Raw genomic sequence first — 17,440 nt, forward strand, 5'->3', positions numbered from 1 at the left:
CGCAACACGCAATCCATCGCCAAGCTTCGCTCAACGCCACGCGTTGCGGTACCATACCCGGCTTTTTTGGGAGGTGGACATGGCGCAGTATCAACCGGGGCAACGCTGGATCAGCGACAGTGAAGCGGAATTGGGCCTGGGGACCATCCTGGCCCAGGATGGCCGCCTGCTCACCGTGCTCTATCCGGCGACCGGCGATACCCGCCAGTACGCCTTGCGCAATGCGCCGCTGACCCGCGTGCGCTTCGCCCCCGGCGATGAAGTGACGCACTTCGAAGGCTGGAAGATGACCGTCCGCGAGGTCGAGGAAAGCGAAGGCCTATTGGTCTACCACGGCCTCACCGCGCAGAACGAGCAGCGCACCCTGCCGGAAACCCAGCTCTCCAACTTCATCCAGTTCCGCCTCGCCAGCGACCGTCTGTTCGCCGGACAGATCGATCCCCTGCCCTGGTTCTCCCTGCGCTACCACACTCTCGAACGCCGCAGCCAACTGCTCCAGTCCTCGCTCTGGGGCCTCGGCGGCGCCCGCGCCCAGCCGATCGCCCACCAGTTGCACATCGCCCGCGAAGTCGCCGACCGCATGGCGCCGCGCGTCCTGCTGGCCGACGAAGTGGGCCTGGGCAAGACCATCGAGGCCGGCCTGATCATCCATCGCCAGTTGCTCTCCGGCCGCGCCGGGCGAGTGCTGATCCTGGTTCCGGAAAACCTCCAGCACCAGTGGCTGGTGGAGATGCGCCGGCGCTTCAACCTGCAGGTGGCCCTGTTCGACAAGGAGCGCTTCGCCGAAAGCGATGCCAGCAATCCCTTCGAGGACACCCAGTTGGCCCTGGTCGCCCTGGAGTGGCTGAAGGAAGACGAACGCGCCCAGGACGCCCTGTTCGCCGCCGGCTGGGACCTGCTGGTGGTCGACGAAGCCCACCACTTGGTCTGGCACCAGGACCAGGTCAGCGCCGAATACGCGCTGGTCGAGCAACTGGCGGAGATCATTCCCGGCGTCCTGTTGCTCACCGCGACCCCGGAGCAACTCGGCCAGGACAGCCACTTCGCGCGCCTGCGCCTGCTCGATCCGAACCGCTTCCACGACCTCGAAGCGTTCCGCCGGGAGAGCGAGCAATACCGCCCGGTCGCCGAAGCGGTGCAGGAACTGCTCGACCACGGCAATCTTTCCGCCGGCGCGCGCACGGCCATCCACGGCTTCCTCGGCAGCGAGGGCGACGAGCTGCTGGCCAGCGTCGAAGGCGGCGATGAAGACGCCCGCTCGCGCCTGGTCCGCGAACTGCTCGACCGCCACGGCACCGGCCGCGTGCTGTTCCGCAACACCCGTGCCGCCGTGCAGGGCTTCCCCCAGCGCGAACTGCACGCCTATCCGTTGCCGATGCCAAGCCAGTACGAGGAATTGCCGGCCGGCGAACACCCGGACCTGTATCCGGAAGTGAATTTCCAGCAGCAGTGGGAAGACGGCGACGACAACAACCGCTGGTGGCGCTTCGACCCGCGCGTCGAGTGGCTGATCGATACCCTGAAGATGCTCAAGCAGTTCAAGGTCCTGGTCATCTGTGCCCACGCCGAGACCGCCCTCGACCTGGAGGACGCCCTGCGCCTGCGTTCGGGCATCTCCGCCACGGTGTTCCACGAAGGCATGAGCATTCTCGAGCGCGACCGCGCCGCCGCCTACTTCGCCGACGAAGAGTTCGGCGCCCAGGTGCTGATCTGCTCGGAAATCGGCAGCGAAGGCCGCAACTTCCAGTTCGCCCACCATCTGGTGCTGTTCGACCTGCCGGCCCACCCGGACCTGCTCGAGCAGCGCATCGGCCGCCTCGACCGGATCGGCCAGCGACACACCATCCAGTTGCACGTACCGCACCTGGAGAACAGCGCCCAGCAGCGCCTGTTCCAGTGGTACCACCAGGCGCTGAACGCCTTCCTCAATACCTGCCCCACCGGCAACGCCCTGCAACACGAGTTCGGCCCGCGCCTGCTGCCGCTGCTCGACGGCGGCGAGGACAAGGCCTGGGACGCGCTGCTCGCCGAAGGCCGCGCCCGTCGCGAAGCCCTCGAAGCGGAGCTGCACAGCGGTCGCGACCGCCTGCTGGAGCTGAACTCCGGCGGCGCCGGCGAAGGCGAGGCGCTGGTGGAGGCCATCGAGGAGCAGGACGACGATTTCGCCCTGCCGATCTACATGGAGCGCCTGTTCGACGCCTACGGCATCCACAGCGAAGACCATTCGGAAAATGCCCTGATCCTCAAGCCAAGCGAGAAGATGCTCGACGCCGGCTTCCCCCTCGGCGACGACGAAGGCGTGACCATCACCTACGACCGTGCCCAGGCGCTGGCCCGCGAGGACATGCAGTTCCTCACCTGGGAACATCCGATGGTTCAGGGCGGCATGGACCTGGTGCTGTCCGGCTCGATGGGCAACACCTCGGTGGCGCTGATCAAGAACAAGGCGCTGAAGCCTGGCACCGTGCTGCTCGAACTCCTGTTCGTCAGCGAGGCCGTGGCACCGCGCGCCCTCCAGCTCGGCCGCTGGCTGCCGCCGCAGGCCCTGCGCTGCCTGCTCGACGCCAACGGCAACGACCTGGCCGGCCGGGTGTCCCTGGAAACCCTCAACGACCAGCTGGAAAGCGTGCCACGGGTCAGCGCCAACAAGTTCGTCCAGGCCCAGCGCGACGTGCTGGCCAAGCAGTTCGACGTGGCCGAGGGCAAGATCGTCCCGCGCCACGAGGAACGCGTGGCCAGGGCCAAGCAGCAGTTCGCCGCCGCCATGGACGAGGAACTGGCGCGCCTGACCGCGCTCAAGGCGGTCAACCCGAGCGTCCGCGACAGCGAGCTGGACAGCCTGCGCACCCAGCGCGAGGAAGGCCTGGCCCTGCTCAACAAGGCCTCCCTGCGCCTCGAGGCGATCCGCATCCTGGTCGCCGGCTGACGCCCGGCAACGGCTGCGCGAAACGAGAAGCCATGGGCCTCCCCATGGCTTCTTTCATTTCATTTCCAGCGAAGGCCGCAACGGCGGATGGCCGCGCGGCGACCGTTCGCCCCGTTCCCCGTTCCCCGTTCCCCGGCCCCCGCCGGGCCGCGAGCCGGGCGTCGCAGCGGAATCGCGACGGTCGCCCTGCGACTTATTGACCTCCGGCAAAGGTCCGCCGCCCGCGAGGGTCTACAGTGTCCTTGAAGTTTCAAGAACGCCCGGCGGGCGGACACTCACTCTGGAGGGACACCTTATGTACGATCGCATTCTGGTAGCCGTGGACGGCAGCCCGGTCTCCGACCGCGCCCTGGAAGAGGCCATCAAGCTGGCCGGCCTCAGCGGCGGCAAGCTGCGCGTCATCACCATCGTCGACAGCCCGCTGCGCCACCTTCCCGACTACGCGGTGTACTACAACCCCGAGCCGCTGCGCGAAGCCGCGCTGAAAGCCGCCGATGACGTCCTGGCCAAGGCCCGCGAGAAGGTCGAGGCGAGCAACGTCGAAGGCGCCACCTTCGATCGCGTCTGCCAGGAGCGCGCCAGCGAGGAAATCGCCGAGCGCATCGAACTCGAGGCCCAGGCCAGCGATGCCGACGTGGTGGTCATGGGCACCCATGGTCGTCGCGGCATGCGCCGCCTGATGCTCGGCAGCGTGGCGGAAGGCCTGATCCGCGTGGCTTCGCGTCCGGTCCTGCTGGTCCGCGACAAATAAGGCGAAAGCCGACGAAAAAGGCCGTGGGGGGGAATCCTCCACGGCCTTTTTTCTTTCAGCCCCCGTCGCTCACTGGGCTGCCCTGGGCGCGCGGCAACTGGCGAAGATGTCCAGCGCCGGCTGGTACAGCGAAGTCTGTACGTCCAGCAGGCCGAGCACCGAGTGGAACAGGTTGTCGTGGCTCAGGTCCTTGTCGTCGCGCTTGCCGTCCAGGCAACTGCGCTGGATGCCCCAGTTGCCCAGCGCCTGCGGGGCGAACCACATGACCATCGGCACGTGGATCTGCGCCTGGGGCGCGATCGAATAAGGCGCCGCGTGCAGGTAGACGCCATTCTCGCCCAGCGACTCGCCGTGGTCGGACACGTAGATCATCGCCGTATCGCGCTTGTCGGCATTCCGCTTGAGCAATTCGATCACCTTCGTCAGGAAGTGGTCGGTATAGAGGATGGTGTTGTCGTAGACGTTCACCAGCTCTTCCTTGCTGCAACTGCCGAGCTGGTTGGTCCGGCATACCGGCTGGAAGCGTTCCATCTCCTTCGGGTAGCGCTCGTAGTACTCGGGACCGTGGCTGCCATCGGAGTGCAGGACGATGATGGCGTCGTCCTGCAATCCGTCGATGTACTCCTGCAGGCCTACCAGCAGCGACTCGTCCAGGCAGTTCTTGCCGTCGCAGAACGGACTCGGCTGGGTCTTCGGGATGTCCCGGTTGGGCACCCGCAGGCAGGTGCCCTTGCAGTCGCTGTTGTTCTCCAGCCACAACACCTGCACGCCGGCACGCTGGAGAATGTCCAGCAGGCCTTCGTGGGTCTTGGCCTTCTTGTCGCTGTAGTCCTCGCGCGGGTACTGGGAGAACATGCAGGGCACCGAGACCGCGGTGGAAGTGCCGCAGGAACGGACCTGGGTGAAGTTGACGATGTCCTGCTTGCTCAGCTCCGGGTTGGTCTCGCGGGCGTAGCCGTTCAGCGAGAAATGGTCGGCACGGGCGGTCTCGCCGACCACGAACACCAGCAGCGATTTCTTCTGTCGCTGCAGCGCAGCCGGCGCCTGGCGGGCGTCCAGGCCGATCGGCTCGACCACCAGGTGCTCCTTGATCACCAGGCGCTGCTTGGCGTACTTGCCCACCGCGTAGATGTAGTTGGTCGGGTTGATGAAGTGGGTCAGCTTGTCTTCCTCGCGGAAGATCGGCGCGTAGGTGGAATAGAAGCTGCCTACCATTACCGCGACGATCAGCAGGCAGCCGAGCAGCGTCAGGATCTTGTTCAGCAGGCCGCGGAAGAACGGCCGGTAGCGTACCGGCCAGAGCCAGATCAGCAGCGAAGGCAGGACACCGAGCAGCAGCAGGTAGCCGAGCAGGGTCGGGTTGACCAGGTCGCCGGCCTCGGTGGCGTTGGTCTCGAAGACGTTCTGCACCATCACCGTGTCGATGCTGATGCCGTAGCTACCCATGAAGTAGGTCGCGCCGGCCGAGCACAGGGCGACCAGGGTCAAGGCCGGCTTGAGCAGCGGGCGGAAGGAAACCAGGGTCAGCAGGAGCGTGAAGGCGGCCCACAGGAACGCCGCGAACGAAGCGAAGAACGCGAAGCCCTTCAAGCCTTGCAGCGGCACCAGGCCATGCAGGGCCTTCCAGGTCGCCGCGTTGTAGAACACCACCAGAACCAGCGCGAACAGCATCACCAGCCGGGTCGAACCGATAGCCGGCAAGAAACGCTTGATACCCCCACCCATTGAAGCAACTCCTGAAACGTAACGGACCGCCGCCACCCCCGTGGCGGGGCGCCCGAACTCTATCGGGCGCCTGGTCAAAATTTCGTGAAGCCTCGCGAGCCCTCGCGGGCGCAGCGATCATGCCCGTGGCGATGGAGCCGGAACAAGCTCAGCTATGCCTTTTCTCCCCGGGAAGATGCCGAAACCGGCCGTATGTCGGCGGCCAGCGACTTCCTTCCATGCCGACCTTGCAGGTGGCTCCCGCTATCTATACTGGAAGCACAATGCCACCCCCATCCCCAGCCCGCGCCCGCGCCGTCCGCGGGTTTTCCGTGTCCAGGGAGACACCGCTATGGATTGGCAAGGCCTGCGCTTCCTCGGAGAGTCTCCCATCGACGGCTACGTGCTGCAGAACTGCACCTATTCTCCGTCGCTGGTGGCGCTCGCCTTCCTCGTCGCCTGCCTCGCCGGGTACACGGCGCTGGACATGGTCGAGCGGGTCGGCAACAGCCTGAGCCACCCGCGCCGCTGGCAATGGGTCGGGGCGTTCTGCCTGGGCAGCGGCATCTGGGCCACGCATTTCGTCGCCATGCTCGCGTTCCACGCGCCGATCGCCCTGCGCTACGACCTGCCGATCACCGGCCTGTCGCTGCTGATCGCCGTCGCCGCCTCGTACCTGGCGATGTACATGACCGCCCGCCCGCGCTTCGGCCTGCTGCCCTGCCTGCTCGCCGCCTGCTGCATCGGCCTGGGCATCGCCGCCATGCACTACACCGGGATGGCGGCGATGCGCTCGGTGGCCACCCAGTACTACCAGCCATCGCTGTTCGCCCTTTCGGTACTGATCGCCATCGGCGCCGCCTTCACCGCCCTCGCCGCGGTCCCCTACCTGCGCGGCCGGCGCAGCGCGCGCTACCGCTACATGAAACTGATCGCCAGCCTGCTGCTGGCCGGCGCCATCGCCGCCATGCATTTCACCGGGATGGCCGCGCTGGTGCTCAGCGTACCCGCCGGCACGCCGCTGGAACTGCAAGCCAGCGCCGACTCGCTGCGCCTGGGCTGGCTCACCGGAGTGCTCGCCAGCGCCATCGCCGCCTGCGGCATCTGGGCCGCATGGTCGGAGAAACAGCGGGAGCGCCGGCTCAGCGAAAACAGCCGGGTCAACGCCCTGCTCAACCAGCTCGACCACGCCCACGCCTCGCTGCGCCAGATGGCTCGCTACGACAGCCTGACCGGCCTGCAGAACCGCACGGCATTCAACGAAGTGTTCGTCCAGCACCTGGAGAACTGTCGCCTGAGAGGCAAGGGCCTGGCGGTGATGTTCCTCGACCTCGATCACTTCAAGCGGATCAACGATTCCCTCGGCCACGACTCCGGCGACGAACTGCTGAAGATCGTCTCCGAACGCATCCGCAGCGTGTTGCGCGATAGCGACGTGGTGGCGCGCTTCGCCGGCGACGAGTTCTGCGTGCTCGCCGACCTCACCCAGGACCACGAGGCGCACATCCTCTCGCAACGCCTGATGCAGAAGATGAAGGAACCCATCGCCCTGGACGGGCGCACCCTGGTGATGACCGCCAGCGTCGGCGTCAGCCTCTACCCGAACGACGGCGAGCAGTGCGAGGAGTTGCTGAAGAACGCCGGCCTGGCCCTGCACCAGTCCAAGGCCTGCGGGCGCAACAACGCGCAGTTCTTCAGCCGGCAACTGCTGGTGCGGGCGACCCAGGAACTGCAGATGGAGGAGGAACTGCGCCAGGCCCTGCGCGACGACCAACTGGAGCTGCACTACCAGCCGATCCTCGCCCTCGCCGACGGCGAGGTACACCAGTTGGAGGCATTGGTGCGCTGGCGCCATCCGACCCAGGGCCTGCTCGGTCCGGACCGCTTCATCGGCCTGGCCGAAGCCAACGGCATGATCGACCAGCTCGACGACTGGGTGCTGCGACGCGCCTGCCGCGACCTGCGCAGCCTGCACCTGGCCGGCCACGAACGGCTGCGGGTGGCGGTCAACTGCTGCGCCAGCAATCTCGGCCGGGCCAGCCTGGTCGACGAAGTCCGTCATGCGCTGGAGCAGGCAGGGCTGGCGGCGTGCTTCCTCGAACTGGAGGTGACCGAGGACGCGCTGATGTACAACATCGACCAGACCATCCCGCTGCTCGAACGCCTCCGCGAGCTGGGCGTCAGCCTGTCGATCGACGACTTCGGCACCGGCTATTCGTCGCTCGCCTACCTGCGGCGCCTGCCGCTGGACGCGCTGAAGGTGGATCGCTCGTTCATCATGGACATCCCCGCCTCGCAGCGGGACATGGAAATCGCCCAGGCGATCATCGCGATGGCCCAGAAGCTCCATCTGAAAGTCGTCGCCGAGGGCGTGGAGACTCCGCAGCAACTGGCGTTCCTGCGGGAGAACCATTGCGAGCTGGTGCAGGGCTACCTGTTCAGCCGGCCGCTGCCGCTGGCGGCCCTGGAAGAGTTCCTCCGCGCCTACCGCTTCGACGCCGCGCCGCCGCTGCGCAGCCTGAACCAGGCCTGAGGTTCACTCGACGGCGGTCCGGTATTGCTCCACCAGGGTCGCCGGATCGCGTTCGAGATAGCCCTGGCTGCCGTGCAGACGCATCAACTGCGCGGCCAACCCGCTCATCGGGGTGGCCGCGCCTTGCTCGCGGGACAGCTTCACCGCGGTATCGAGATCCTTGAGCAGGGTCCGTACGTGCCACTTGACCGGCTCGTAACGGCTCTCGGCCATTTGCGGGGCGAGGATCTGCAACGGCTTCGAGTCGGCGAAGCCGCCCGCCAGCGCCGGAGCGACCAGGCTGGCGTCGACCCCGGCCCGCTCCGCCAGCGCCACCACTTCGGCGATCACCAGGGCGTTGCAGGCAACGATCATCTGGTTGCAGACCTTGGTCACCTGCCCGGCGCCCACCTCGCCCATGCGCGTCAGGCGCTGGCCGAGCCGGGAGAGGACCGGCCGCAGGCGTTCGATATCCGCTGCGCGTCCGCCGGCCATGATCGCCAGGCTGCCGCTTTCCGCGCCCGGCGTGCCGCCGGAGACCGGCGCGTCGACCCAGCGCACGCCGCAGCGCGCCTCCAGCTCGGCGGCCATCTCGCGGGTGGCGGCCGGCTCGGCGCTGGAGAAATCCACCAGCAACTGCCCGGGCCTGGCGTTCTCGACGATGCCGCCGGCGCCGAACACCACTTCGCGCACCGCCGCGGTATCGGCCAGGCAAAGCATCAGGATTTCCGCGTCGGCGGCCAGTTCGGCCGGGACCTCGACGGCTTTCGCGCCCTCGGCCGCGAGCAACTCGCGTTTGCCCGGCGAACGGTTCCACACCGCCAGCGGATAGCCGGCGGCCAGCAGCCGGCGGCACATGGGCACGCCCATCAGGCCGAGACCGGCGAAGGCAAGGGAAGGCAGGGAAGCGGACATGGCGGACTCCAATACGCAACGAATGGGCACGGGGAGCGTCATATTACCCGCGAGGCGCCGGCGAGCAACGCCGCGACGGCTGCCCAAGCGGGCCGCGCACCACTATACTCCCCGGGTTTTTTCCGCCATTGAACCGGAGAACTCTCCCATGTTGAAACGCTCCCTGGCGCTCGCCGCCGGCATCGCCCTGTCCCTGTCCGCCGCGCTCGCCCACGCCGAAGCCCTGAAAGAACTCAAGGTCTCGGCGATCCCCGACGAAGCGCCCACCGAACTGCTGCGCAAGTTCAAACCGCTCGGCGCCTATCTGGAGAAGCAACTCGGCATGCCGGTGAAGTTCGTCCCGGTGGCCGACTACGCCGGGGTGGTCGAGGCGCTGGCCGCCGACCGCCTGGACATGGCCTGGCTGGGTGGCTTCACCTTCGTCCAGGCGCGGCTGAAGACCGGCAACGCCATTCCCCTGGTGCAGCGCGAGCAGGACCAGCAGTTCACCAGCAAATTCATCACGGCCGATCCCCAGGTGAAATCCCTGCAGGACCTGAAGGGCAAGACCTTCGCCTTCGGCTCGGTCTCCTCCACCTCGGGCAGCCTGATGCCGCGCTACTTCATGCAGAAGGACGGCATCGTCCCCGAGCAGTTCTTCTCCCGCGTCGCCTACTCCGGCGCCCACGACGCCACCGCGGCCTGGGTCCAGGCCGGCAAGGTCGACGCCGGCGTGCTGAACGCCTCGGTCTGGCAGAAGCTGGTGGACAGCGGCAAGGTCGATACCGCCAAGGTCAAGGTCTTCGCCACCACGCCGACCTACTACGACTACAACTGGACCGTGCGCGGCAACCTCGACCCGGCCCTGGCCGAGAAGATCAAGCAGGCCTTCCTCGCCCTCGACCCGGCGAAACCGGCCGACAAGGAGATCCTCGACCTGCAGGCCGCCAGCCGCTTCATCGAGACCAGTCCGGACAACTACAAGGGCATCGAGGAGTCCGCACGCGCCGCCGGCCTGCTGAAGTGAGCCTGAGCCTCGACGGCGTGGACCTGGTCCACGCCGACGGCCAACGCGCCCTCGCCGACATCCGCCTGCGCCTGGCCGCCGGCGAACGGGTGGCCCTGATCGGACCTTCCGGCGCCGGCAAGACCAGCCTGCTGCGGGTGCTCGCCAGCCAATGGCGGCCCAGCGCCGGCCGTGTCGAACTGCTCGGCGAGGAGCCCTGGGGGCTATCCGCCGCCGCCCGCCAACGCCTGCGCGCGCGCATCGGCCTGGTCCACCAGGCGCCGCCGCTGCCGCCACGGCAGCGGGTGGTCAGCGCGGTACTGGCCGGACGCCTCGGCCAGTGGCCGCTGTGGAAGAGCCTGGCCAGCCTGGTCTATCCGCTGGACCGCGCCGGCGCCCACGACGCGCTGCAACGCCTGGATCTCGGCGACAAGCTGTTCCAGCGCTGCGACCAGCTTTCCGGCGGCCAGTTGCAGCGGGTCGGCATCGCCCGGGTGCTCTACCAGCGCGCCGAGCTGATCCTCGCCGACGAACCGGTCTCGGCCATGGACCCGGTGCTCGCCGGCCATACCCTGGCCCTGCTCAACCGCGAGGCCGCCGCGCGCGGCAGCACCCTGCTGGCCAGCCTGCACGCGGTGGAGCTGGCGCTGCAACACTTCCCCCGGGTGATCGGCCTGCGCGCCGGACGCATCGCCTTCGACCTGCCCGCCGGCGAAGTCGACCGCGCCGCGCTGGACGCCCTCTACGCCAACGAACAACTGCAAGCCGAGCGCGCCAGCCCGGCCAGCGAACCCGCCGTGGTGCACATCCCACGATGCTGAACGCCGCTTCTCCGCCGCGCGACCCCGCCGCCCTACCGCGCCTGCTGCTGACCCTGGCCGCGTTGCTGCTGCTCTGGCCGGGGCTGCGCCTCAGCGAACTGGATATCCCCGGCCTGTTCAGCGGCGACAACGCGCGCACCATGGGCGGTTTCCTCGCCGGCTTCTGGCCGCCGGCGCACGATCCCGAGTTCCTCGCCCTGCTCGGCCGCGCAACCCTGGAAACCCTCGCCATCGCCACCGCCGGCATGGCCCTGGCCTGGCTCCTGGCGTTTCCCGCCGCACTGCTGGCGACCCGCGCCCTGTCACTCTCGGCACTGCCGCGCGGCGGCCTGCCGGCCTGGTGGGCACGGGCACTGCGCTGGCCGGTGCGCGGCCTGCTGATCCTCCTGCGCAGCGTGCCGGAAATCGTCTGGGCGCTGCTGTTCGTCCGCGCCGTGGGCCTGGGGCCCACCGCCGGGGTGCTGGCCATCGCCATCACCTATGCCGGCATGCTCGGCAAGGTCTACGCGGAAATCTTCGAGTCGGTGGATCCGCGCCCCACCCGCGCCCTGCTGCTGGGCGGCGGATCGCGGCTGGCGGCGTTCGCCTACGGGGTGCTGCCGAACGCCGCCGGGGAAATGATTTCCTACACCGTCTATCGCTGGGAGTGCGCGATCCGCGCTTCGGTGGTGATGGGCTTCGTCGGCGCCGGCGGCCTCGGCCAGCAGATCGACCTGTCGCTGCGGATGTTCGCCGGCGGCGAGGTTGCCAGCATCCTGCTGACCTTCCTCCTGCTGGTCCTCCTCGCCGACCTGCTGAGCCGCTTCCTGCGCGGGAGGCTGGCATGAGCCGGACCTGGCGCCTGCTGCTCTGGCCGCTGCTGGTGGTGGCCGCGGTGGGCGCCTCGTTCGCCTACCTGGACATGGACACCGCAGGTCTTTTCAGCGGCAAGGGAATGGGCCAGATGGCCGCCTACGCCAGCGAGTTCTTCCCGCCCGACCTGTCCGCCCCGCACCTGCGGGCGATTGGCCGGGGGCTGCTGGAAACCCTGGCCATGTCGGCCATCGGCACCCTGCTGGCGGCACTGCTCGGCCTGCTCTTCGCGCTGCCAGCGGCGGGTCGCTTCGGCGTGCCGGCGCAGAGCCTGGCGCGACTCCTGCTCAATGCGCTGCGCGCCGTGCCGGAGCTGGTCTGGGGTGCGCTGATGGTGCTGGCGGCCGGGCTCGGGCCGAACGCCGGGACCCTCGCCCTGGCCCTGCACACCGGCGGCGTGCTCGGCCGGCTGTTCGCCGAAGCCCTGGAGAACACCCCGGCGCAGCCCGCCGAGGCCTTGCGCCTGGCCGGCAGCGGACGCCTCGCGGCATTCGCCTATGGCACCCTGCCGGGGGTCTGGCCGCAACTGGTGGCCTATACCCTGTACCGCTGGGAGAACAATATCCGCATGGCCAGCGTGCTCGGTTTCGTCGGCGCCGGCGGGCTCGGGCAGATGCTCTATTTCAGCCTCAGCCTGTTCCAGCAGGCCCAGGCCGCCACCGTGATCCTGGCCATGCTGGTCCTGGTGCTCGGGGTCGACAGCCTGAGCGCCTGGGCGCGGCAGCGCTGGGTCAGTCAATAACCTCCCTTAGGAAATTTCCGAATCCCGTCGAAGATCGGCCATCATCGACGGTCAGAGACATCGGGGAGGCGGCTTGCGCCTCCGCTCATCCAGGGAGAGGAAAATCATGCGTACACCACTGCTATCCGCGCTACTGCTGGGCCTGCTGGCCCTCGGCGGCTGCAGCCTGCCCCAACAGCAGGCCGGCGCGCCGACCGAGCAGCGGCTCGGCACCCAATGGGGCGAAGGCGTCGCCTCGCCGGTCACCTCGGTGGCCCTGCGACGTCTATCGGAGCAACCGGTCGATCGCCGCCAGGTGTTCTACAGCGCGCGGCGCTTCGACGGCCCGGCGCTCAAGGAACTGCCCCTGGCCAAGGGCCGGGTCGGCTTCGCCGTACTCGACGAGGATGGCGGCAAGTTCGACCTGGTGCAGCACCGCAGCACCCTGCAACTCCAAGGTCGTGAAGGCCAGCGCTACCGACTGTGGCTGAACAACCTCGGCAGCGCGACCTACGAGGTGGTCGCCACGGTAGACGGCCTGGACGTGCTCAACGGCCAGCCGGGCAGCCTGAAGAACCGCGGCTATGTGCTGGAACCGGGCGAGAACCTGGTGATCGAGGGCTTCCGCAAGAGCGAACGGGAAGTCGCGGCATTCCGCTTCGCCAGTCCCGACGATGCCTACGCCAGCAACAGCGCGGCCGGCGACAGCCGCAACCTCGGCGTGATCGGCGTGGCCCTGTTCGAGCTGGACGCTCCGGCCAGCGGTCGCGAGGCGCCGGCCGACGGACCGCAGGCATTTCCCGCCGACGCCCGGAACGGCGGCGGCTACGCGCCGCCGCCACGCTATCGCGACTGAGGCATCTTCACGAAAACTGCGCGGCGGCGTTCCTTCATAAGCAATCCATCTCACAGGAGCCGCCGATGAACCGCTTTTCACTGCCCCGCCCCGACGCACGCCAGTGCGTCGCCGGCCTGGGTTTCTCCGCCCTTCTGCTGCTGGCCTCCTCGGCCAACGCCGCCGCCTGCCGCGACATCACCAGCGTGCAGCAAAGCGCCGACGCCACGCGCAATACCTCGATGGGCGGCCACGTGACCCAGCACATCTACGGGATGACGCCGCCGTCCGGCTCGTCGCAGAAAGACAAGACCCTGTTCAAGTCGAGAGGCAACTACGACGCGGCCTGGCGCCAGTACGGATACATCGACAATCCGGTGGCCTGCAGCGGCAACAGCAAGTTCCAGGTGGTTTCCCTGGAGAAGCTGCACATGGGCAAGATCGATGCCTACTCCTGCAAGCAGGCCGACGGCCAGGGCGTCTGCACGCGCTGGGATACGTACATGGCCAAGGAGATTTCGTACGGTTTCGTGCTGAAAGACGGCAAGTGGATCCTCAATACCCTCTACCCGGTTCCCCTCGACTAGGGCGCAGGCCGTCCGCGCCGGCCGCCCCATTGCAGGGAGCCGGCGCGGCCGTCCGGGTCAGAAGGTCAGCGTGCCCAGGCCCATGCCCGGGTCGCTGAAGCCGGAGCGACCATCTTCCATGCGACCGCTGAAACGCCGCAGGAAGCTGTCCGCCCCCTGCGCGCTGACGCTGAAGTCGTACCAGTTGCCGCTGCTGCGCAGCGAATAGCGGACTTCCCGACGCTGTCCCGGCGGCACGTTGACGGTACGCCGCTCGCCCTGGCGATAGACGTTGTCCTTGACCGTCAGCTTGACCGGATGGCGGCCACGGTTGATCAGTTGCACGCGCAGGTTGCCGAACAGCGGCTCGTAGTCGATCCGCACTTCCGGCAGCGGCGCCTTGCGCTCCGCCAGGTCGCGCCGCAGGTTGCCGCGGAAGACCCGGAGGAAACCGTTCGGACCGTGCACTTCCAGGTGGTAGTCGCCGCTGGCGTCGCCCTGGAAGCTGTCGTGCAGGCGCTTGCGCGCGCCAACGGTGTAGCGTTTCGGCGGGTTCTCGCTGTCGAGCAGGTCGAACACCTGGAACACCGCGCCGGCCTTGCCGGTGTTGGCGAAGGTCAGGCTCAGCGCGTCTCCGCCGCTGCGGTAGCGCGCATGCACGCCCAACTCGTAGGGCAAGGCGCGGGCCGGACGGATGCCCATTTCCTGCTTGGGCATGGCGGCCACCGCCGGCGGCTTCGGCTTCGGCAGCTTGATCTGGCTGGCGACGATGGCGTCGGCCTGGCTGGTGTCGGGCAGTTCGGGGAACGGCTCGTTGTTCGGGTTGGCGAAGTTGAACGCCGAGGTCAGGTCGCCGCAGACGGCACGACGCCAGGGACTGATATTCGGCTCCATGACCCCGAAGCGCTGCTCCAGGAAGCGGATCACCGAGGTGTGGTCGAACACCTGGGAGTTGACCCAGCCGCCCTTGCTCCACGGCGAGATCACGTACATCGGCACCCGCGGGCCGAGGCCGTAGGGCTGGTTGCGATAACGGATATCGCCCTTGGTGTGCCATTCGAGGGTGGCGTCGGCGGTGGTCTTGCCGCGCAGCGTGCCGTCCTTGTTCAGGCTCGGCGCGGCCGGCGGGGCGACGTGGTCGAAGAAGCCGTCGTTCTCGTCGAACATCACCAGCAGCGCGGTCTTGCTCCAGACCTCCGGGTTGGCGGTCAGCGCGTCGAGTACCCAGGAAGTGTACTCGGCCCCCCAGATCGGGCTGGACGGGCCGGGGTGTTCGGAGTACTTGGCCGGGGCGACGATCCAGGACACCTGCGGCAGGCTGTTGGCCAGCACGTCGCGCTTCAGCGCATCGAGCTTCCAGGTGCTCAGGCCGTTGACGATCAGCGGCGAGTCAGGCGCCGCGGCGCGGTACTGGCGGAAGCCGATCAGCGGGTTGTCGGAGAAGTTGTCGGCCATGTCCTGGTAGACCCGCCAGGTGATGCCGGCGGCCTGCAGGCGCTCGGGATAGGTGGTCCAGGTGTAGCCCTGCTCCACCGGGCCGTTGCTGTCGTGGTCGTTGGTGGTTACCGGGCCGCCGTGCTGGCCGAGCGGGTCGTTGGTACCGGTCCAGAGGAACAGCCGGTTGGGGTTGGTGCCGCCCTGGAACGAGCAGTGATAGGCGTCGCAGATGGTGAAGGCGTTGGCCATCGCGAACTGGAAGGCGATGTCCTGCTCCTTGTAGTAGCCCAGGGAACGCTCGGTCTTGGCCGGCAACCACTTGTCCATGCGCCCTTCGTTCCAGGCCTGCTGGGCGTCCGGCCAGGTGTGCGGGGTGCCGTCGACGCGCTGGGCGCTGGTGGTGCTGGTGTCGAAGTGGTAGGGCAGGATCTCGCCCTTGCTGCCCTTCTGGTGCCAGACCCGCTGGCCGTCGGGCAGCGGGATCGCCATGCGGTCGCCGAAGCCGCGGACGCCCTTGAGGGTGCCGAAATAGTGGTCGAAGGAGCGGTTCTCCTGCATCAGGATCACCACGTGCTCGACGTCCTTGAGGTTGCCATGCCGGCGGTGCGCGGGAATCGCCAGGGCCGCCTGGATGCTCGACGGCAGCATGCTGGTGGCGACGGTGGCGCCGACCGTACCGGCGGCCAGGCGGATGAAGCTTCTTCTGCTTTTCGAAATCATCGGGGGGACTCACCAGGTCAGGGTGTGGCACAGGGCTGCCGAGCGCATCCATGACGCCCGCAGGCTCACTCGGCAGCAAGCTGTTCGAACCCCGACGACGCTAGTGAGGGAAAAAGACGCTTTGGTTTCAACACGCTTTGCAACAACTATTCATGCCAACTTCATCACAATTTCAGATCAAGATTTTGGTCTAGGCCAGATTCCACTTGACAGCCTTCGCCGGCACTCTCCTCACGCTCTTCCCCGCCATTGCAGGAGCAATACCCCCGCCACCACCAGCGCCAGGCCGAGATAGCCCTCCCAGGACAAACGGCGCACCGGGAAACCGGCCCAGCCGAACTGGTCGCAGAGCGCCGAGACCAGCATCTGCCCGGCCACCACGCACGCGATGAAAGTGGCGGCGCCCAGGCGCGGCGCGACCAGGATCGCCACCGTCAGGTAGGCCGCGCCGAACAGCCCGCCGAGCCAGCTCCACCAGGGCGCGCCGCCGAGGCTGGCGCTAGCCGGCAGCGGCACCCGCACCAGCAGCAGGCCCAGGCAGACCGCCCCGAGGCTGACGCCCAGCGAAGTCAGGCTGGCGCTCAGCGGATGGCCGAGCAGGCGCCCGAGCAAGGCGTTGCTGCCGGCCTGCAGCACCACCATGCCGCCCACCGAAACTGCCATCAGTACCATCAGATAATTGGGCATGCTGATTCTCCTCCTCCGGCCATTGCCTCTGGAGCGGAGTTTTTGCTATCCACTTCGCGAATGGAAATCGATAGTTGGTACAGCCTCCATGCAGCAGATTCATGACCTACGCCGTATCGACCTCAACCTGCTGGTGGTGCTCGACGCGCTCCTCAGCGAGCGCCACGTGTCCCGCGCGGCGCAGCGCCTGGCCATGTCGCAGCCGGCGGTCAGCCACGCCCTCGGGCGTCTCCGCGAACTGTTCGGCGATCCGCTGCTGGTGCGGGTGAAAAGCCGCATGCAGTTGACCAGCCTGGCGCTGGAGCTGGCGCCGAAGCTCCAGGCCAGCCTCGACCAGGTGCGCGGGGTGATCGGCGGGCCGGCCTTCGAGCCGGTGCGCAGCCGGCGCCACTTCCGCCTGGGCATGTCCGACTACGGCGCCTGGGTGGTGCTGCCGGCGCTGCTGCGCCAGCAACAGGCGCTGGCGCCCGGGGTGAGCTTCGGGATAGTCCAGGAACCGCGCCTGGAAACCGCCCGGCAGGTCGCCGAAGGACAACTGGACTGCGCGCTGGGGGTATTCCCCCTGCTTCCGGAGGGCGTGCGCGCCAGGCGCCTGTTCGAGGAGCGTTTCGTCTGCGTCTGTCGGCGCAGCCTGTTCGACCGCCCCGACGGCCTGTCCCTCGACCGCTACCTGGCGGCCCGCCACGTGCGCGTCTCGCTACAGGACAACCCGGCCGAGGAAGTCGACAGCGCCCTGGAAAAGCGCGGCCTGCGCCGGCAGGTGGCGCTGACCCTGCCGCACTTCACCGTGGCCCCGGCGCTGCTGGCCGGCACCGACCTGGTACTGACCATCGCCGAGCGCATCCTCGAACGCCTGCGGCTACCCGAGGAACTGGCGCTCTGCGAGCCGCCGCTGGCGATCCCGCGCTTCGACTACGTGCAGATCTGGCGCGGCGACGCCGAGCGCGAAGCGGCCGGCGCCTGGCTGCGGGAACAGATCCAGGCGGCGGCGCGGAAGATCTGAAGAAG

Annotated in this window: 14 protein-coding genes; 10 read left to right on the plus strand and 4 right to left on the minus strand. The window is 68.0% G+C overall.

Features of this window, described 5'->3' with window-relative positions; genetic code table 11:
- The first annotated feature begins 73 nt into the window (after positions 1–73).
- Complete coding sequence (gene rapA, locus FOC67_RS17720; RefSeq protein WP_372242494.1) at positions 74–2,926, plus strand: RNA polymerase-associated protein RapA; 2,853 nt, start codon at positions 74–76, stop codon at positions 2,924–2,926.
- A 295-nt stretch (positions 2,927–3,221) separates the two neighbouring features.
- Positions 3,222–3,677 (plus strand): universal stress protein, encoded by a 456-nt coding sequence (locus FOC67_RS17725; RefSeq protein ID WP_003091672.1) that lies wholly within the window; start codon positions 3,222–3,224, stop codon positions 3,675–3,677.
- 69 nt (positions 3,678–3,746) lie between these two features.
- On the opposite strand, the gene FOC67_RS17730 is transcribed toward FOC67_RS17725, so the two are convergent.
- Positions 3,747–5,402, minus strand: coding sequence for a phosphoethanolamine transferase (locus tag FOC67_RS17730; RefSeq protein WP_003091675.1), 1,656 nt, complete (start codon positions 5,400–5,402; stop codon positions 3,747–3,749).
- 331 nt (positions 5,403–5,733) lie between these two features.
- Between FOC67_RS17730 and FOC67_RS17735 the strand changes: the two genes are divergently transcribed.
- A complete protein-coding gene (locus tag FOC67_RS17735) occupies positions 5,734–7,914 on the plus strand; it encodes a bifunctional diguanylate cyclase/phosphodiesterase (protein WP_009313705.1) in 2,181 nt (726 codons plus the stop codon).
- Positions 7,915–7,917: 3 nt separating this feature from the next.
- On the opposite strand, the gene FOC67_RS17740 is transcribed toward FOC67_RS17735, so the two are convergent.
- Positions 7,918–8,808 carry an NAD(P)-dependent oxidoreductase gene (locus FOC67_RS17740; protein ID WP_003113156.1) on the minus strand — a complete coding sequence of 297 codons (891 nt, stop codon included), beginning with the start codon at positions 8,806–8,808 and terminating at the stop codon, positions 7,918–7,920.
- A 148-nt stretch (positions 8,809–8,956) separates the two neighbouring features.
- On the opposite strand from FOC67_RS17740, the gene FOC67_RS17745 reads away from it, so the two are divergent.
- The 6 genes from FOC67_RS17745 (at position 8,957) to FOC67_RS17770 (ending at position 13,609) form a co-directional block, all read left to right on the plus strand.
- On the plus strand, positions 8,957–9,814 hold the full coding sequence (locus FOC67_RS17745) for a putative selenate ABC transporter substrate-binding protein (RefSeq protein ID WP_009313704.1): 858 nt from the start codon (positions 8,957–8,959) through the stop codon (positions 9,812–9,814).
- On the plus strand, positions 9,811–10,614 hold the full coding sequence (locus tag FOC67_RS17750; protein ID WP_009313703.1) for a phosphonate ABC transporter ATP-binding protein: 804 nt from the start codon (positions 9,811–9,813) through the stop codon (positions 10,612–10,614). The genes FOC67_RS17745 and FOC67_RS17750 overlap by 4 nt, the downstream gene beginning before the upstream one ends.
- Complete coding sequence (locus FOC67_RS17755; protein ID WP_003130335.1) at positions 10,608–11,441, plus strand: ABC transporter permease; 834 nt, start codon at positions 10,608–10,610, stop codon at positions 11,439–11,441. Before FOC67_RS17750 ends, FOC67_RS17755 begins: the two co-directional genes overlap by 7 nt.
- On the plus strand, positions 11,438–12,208 hold the full coding sequence (phnE, locus tag FOC67_RS17760) for a phosphonate ABC transporter, permease protein PhnE (RefSeq protein ID WP_009313702.1): 771 nt from the start codon (positions 11,438–11,440) through the stop codon (positions 12,206–12,208). Before FOC67_RS17755 ends, phnE begins: the two co-directional genes overlap by 4 nt.
- Positions 12,209–12,314: 106 nt before the next feature.
- Complete coding sequence (locus FOC67_RS17765) at positions 12,315–13,043, plus strand: hypothetical protein (protein WP_003110949.1); 729 nt, start codon at positions 12,315–12,317, stop codon at positions 13,041–13,043.
- Positions 13,044–13,108: 65 nt separating this feature from the next.
- Positions 13,109–13,609, plus strand: coding sequence for a hypothetical protein (locus FOC67_RS17770; protein ID WP_003091690.1), 501 nt, complete (start codon positions 13,109–13,111; stop codon positions 13,607–13,609).
- Positions 13,610–13,666: 57 nt separating this feature from the next.
- Here the strand turns inward: FOC67_RS17770 and FOC67_RS17775 are convergent, their stop codons facing one another.
- Positions 13,667–15,745, minus strand: coding sequence for a phosphocholine-specific phospholipase C (locus FOC67_RS17775; protein ID WP_003113149.1), 2,079 nt, complete (start codon positions 15,743–15,745; stop codon positions 13,667–13,669).
- Positions 15,746–15,976: 231 nt separating this feature from the next.
- Entirely contained in the window at positions 15,977–16,432 is a 456-nt protein-coding gene (locus FOC67_RS17780) for a DMT family transporter (RefSeq protein ID WP_009313701.1), read from the minus strand.
- An 88-nt stretch (positions 16,433–16,520) separates the two neighbouring features.
- On the opposite strand from FOC67_RS17780, the gene FOC67_RS17785 reads away from it, so the two are divergent.
- Positions 16,521–17,435 carry a LysR family transcriptional regulator gene (locus FOC67_RS17785; protein ID WP_009313700.1) on the plus strand — a complete coding sequence of 305 codons (915 nt, stop codon included), beginning with the start codon at positions 16,521–16,523 and terminating at the stop codon, positions 17,433–17,435.
- Positions 17,436–17,440 lie beyond the last annotated feature (5 nt).

It is taken from the genome of Pseudomonas sp. FDAARGOS_761 (assembly GCF_013343155.1).
GTDB classification, from domain to species: domain Bacteria; phylum Pseudomonadota; class Gammaproteobacteria; order Pseudomonadales; family Pseudomonadaceae; genus Pseudomonas; species Pseudomonas aeruginosa.

Coding starts and splice junctions, on each gene's coding strand:
- phnE (WP_009313702.1), top strand. CDS start 11,438: ATGAGCCGGACCTGGCGCCTGCTGCTCTGGCCGCTGCTGGTGGTGGCC.
- FOC67_RS17725 (WP_003091672.1), top strand. CDS start 3,222: ATGTACGATCGCATTCTGGTAGCCGTGGACGGCAGCCCGGTCTCCGAC.
- FOC67_RS17740 (WP_003113156.1), bottom strand. CDS start 8,808: ATGTCCGCTTCCCTGCCTTCCCTTGCCTTCGCCGGTCTCGGCCTGATG.
- FOC67_RS17775 (WP_003113149.1), bottom strand. CDS start 15,745: ATGATTTCGAAAAGCAGAAGAAGCTTCATCCGCCTGGCCGCCGGTACG.
- FOC67_RS17770 (WP_003091690.1), top strand. CDS start 13,109: ATGAACCGCTTTTCACTGCCCCGCCCCGACGCACGCCAGTGCGTCGCC.
- FOC67_RS17765 (WP_003110949.1), top strand. CDS start 12,315: ATGCGTACACCACTGCTATCCGCGCTACTGCTGGGCCTGCTGGCCCTC.
- FOC67_RS17780 (WP_009313701.1), bottom strand. CDS start 16,432: ATGCCCAATTATCTGATGGTACTGATGGCAGTTTCGGTGGGCGGCATG.
- FOC67_RS17785 (WP_009313700.1), top strand. CDS start 16,521: ATGCAGCAGATTCATGACCTACGCCGTATCGACCTCAACCTGCTGGTG.
- FOC67_RS17730 (WP_003091675.1), bottom strand. CDS start 5,402: ATGGGTGGGGGTATCAAGCGTTTCTTGCCGGCTATCGGTTCGACCCGG.
- FOC67_RS17745 (WP_009313704.1), top strand. CDS start 8,957: ATGTTGAAACGCTCCCTGGCGCTCGCCGCCGGCATCGCCCTGTCCCTG.
- FOC67_RS17755 (WP_003130335.1), top strand. CDS start 10,608: ATGCTGAACGCCGCTTCTCCGCCGCGCGACCCCGCCGCCCTACCGCGC.
- FOC67_RS17735 (WP_009313705.1), top strand. CDS start 5,734: ATGGATTGGCAAGGCCTGCGCTTCCTCGGAGAGTCTCCCATCGACGGC.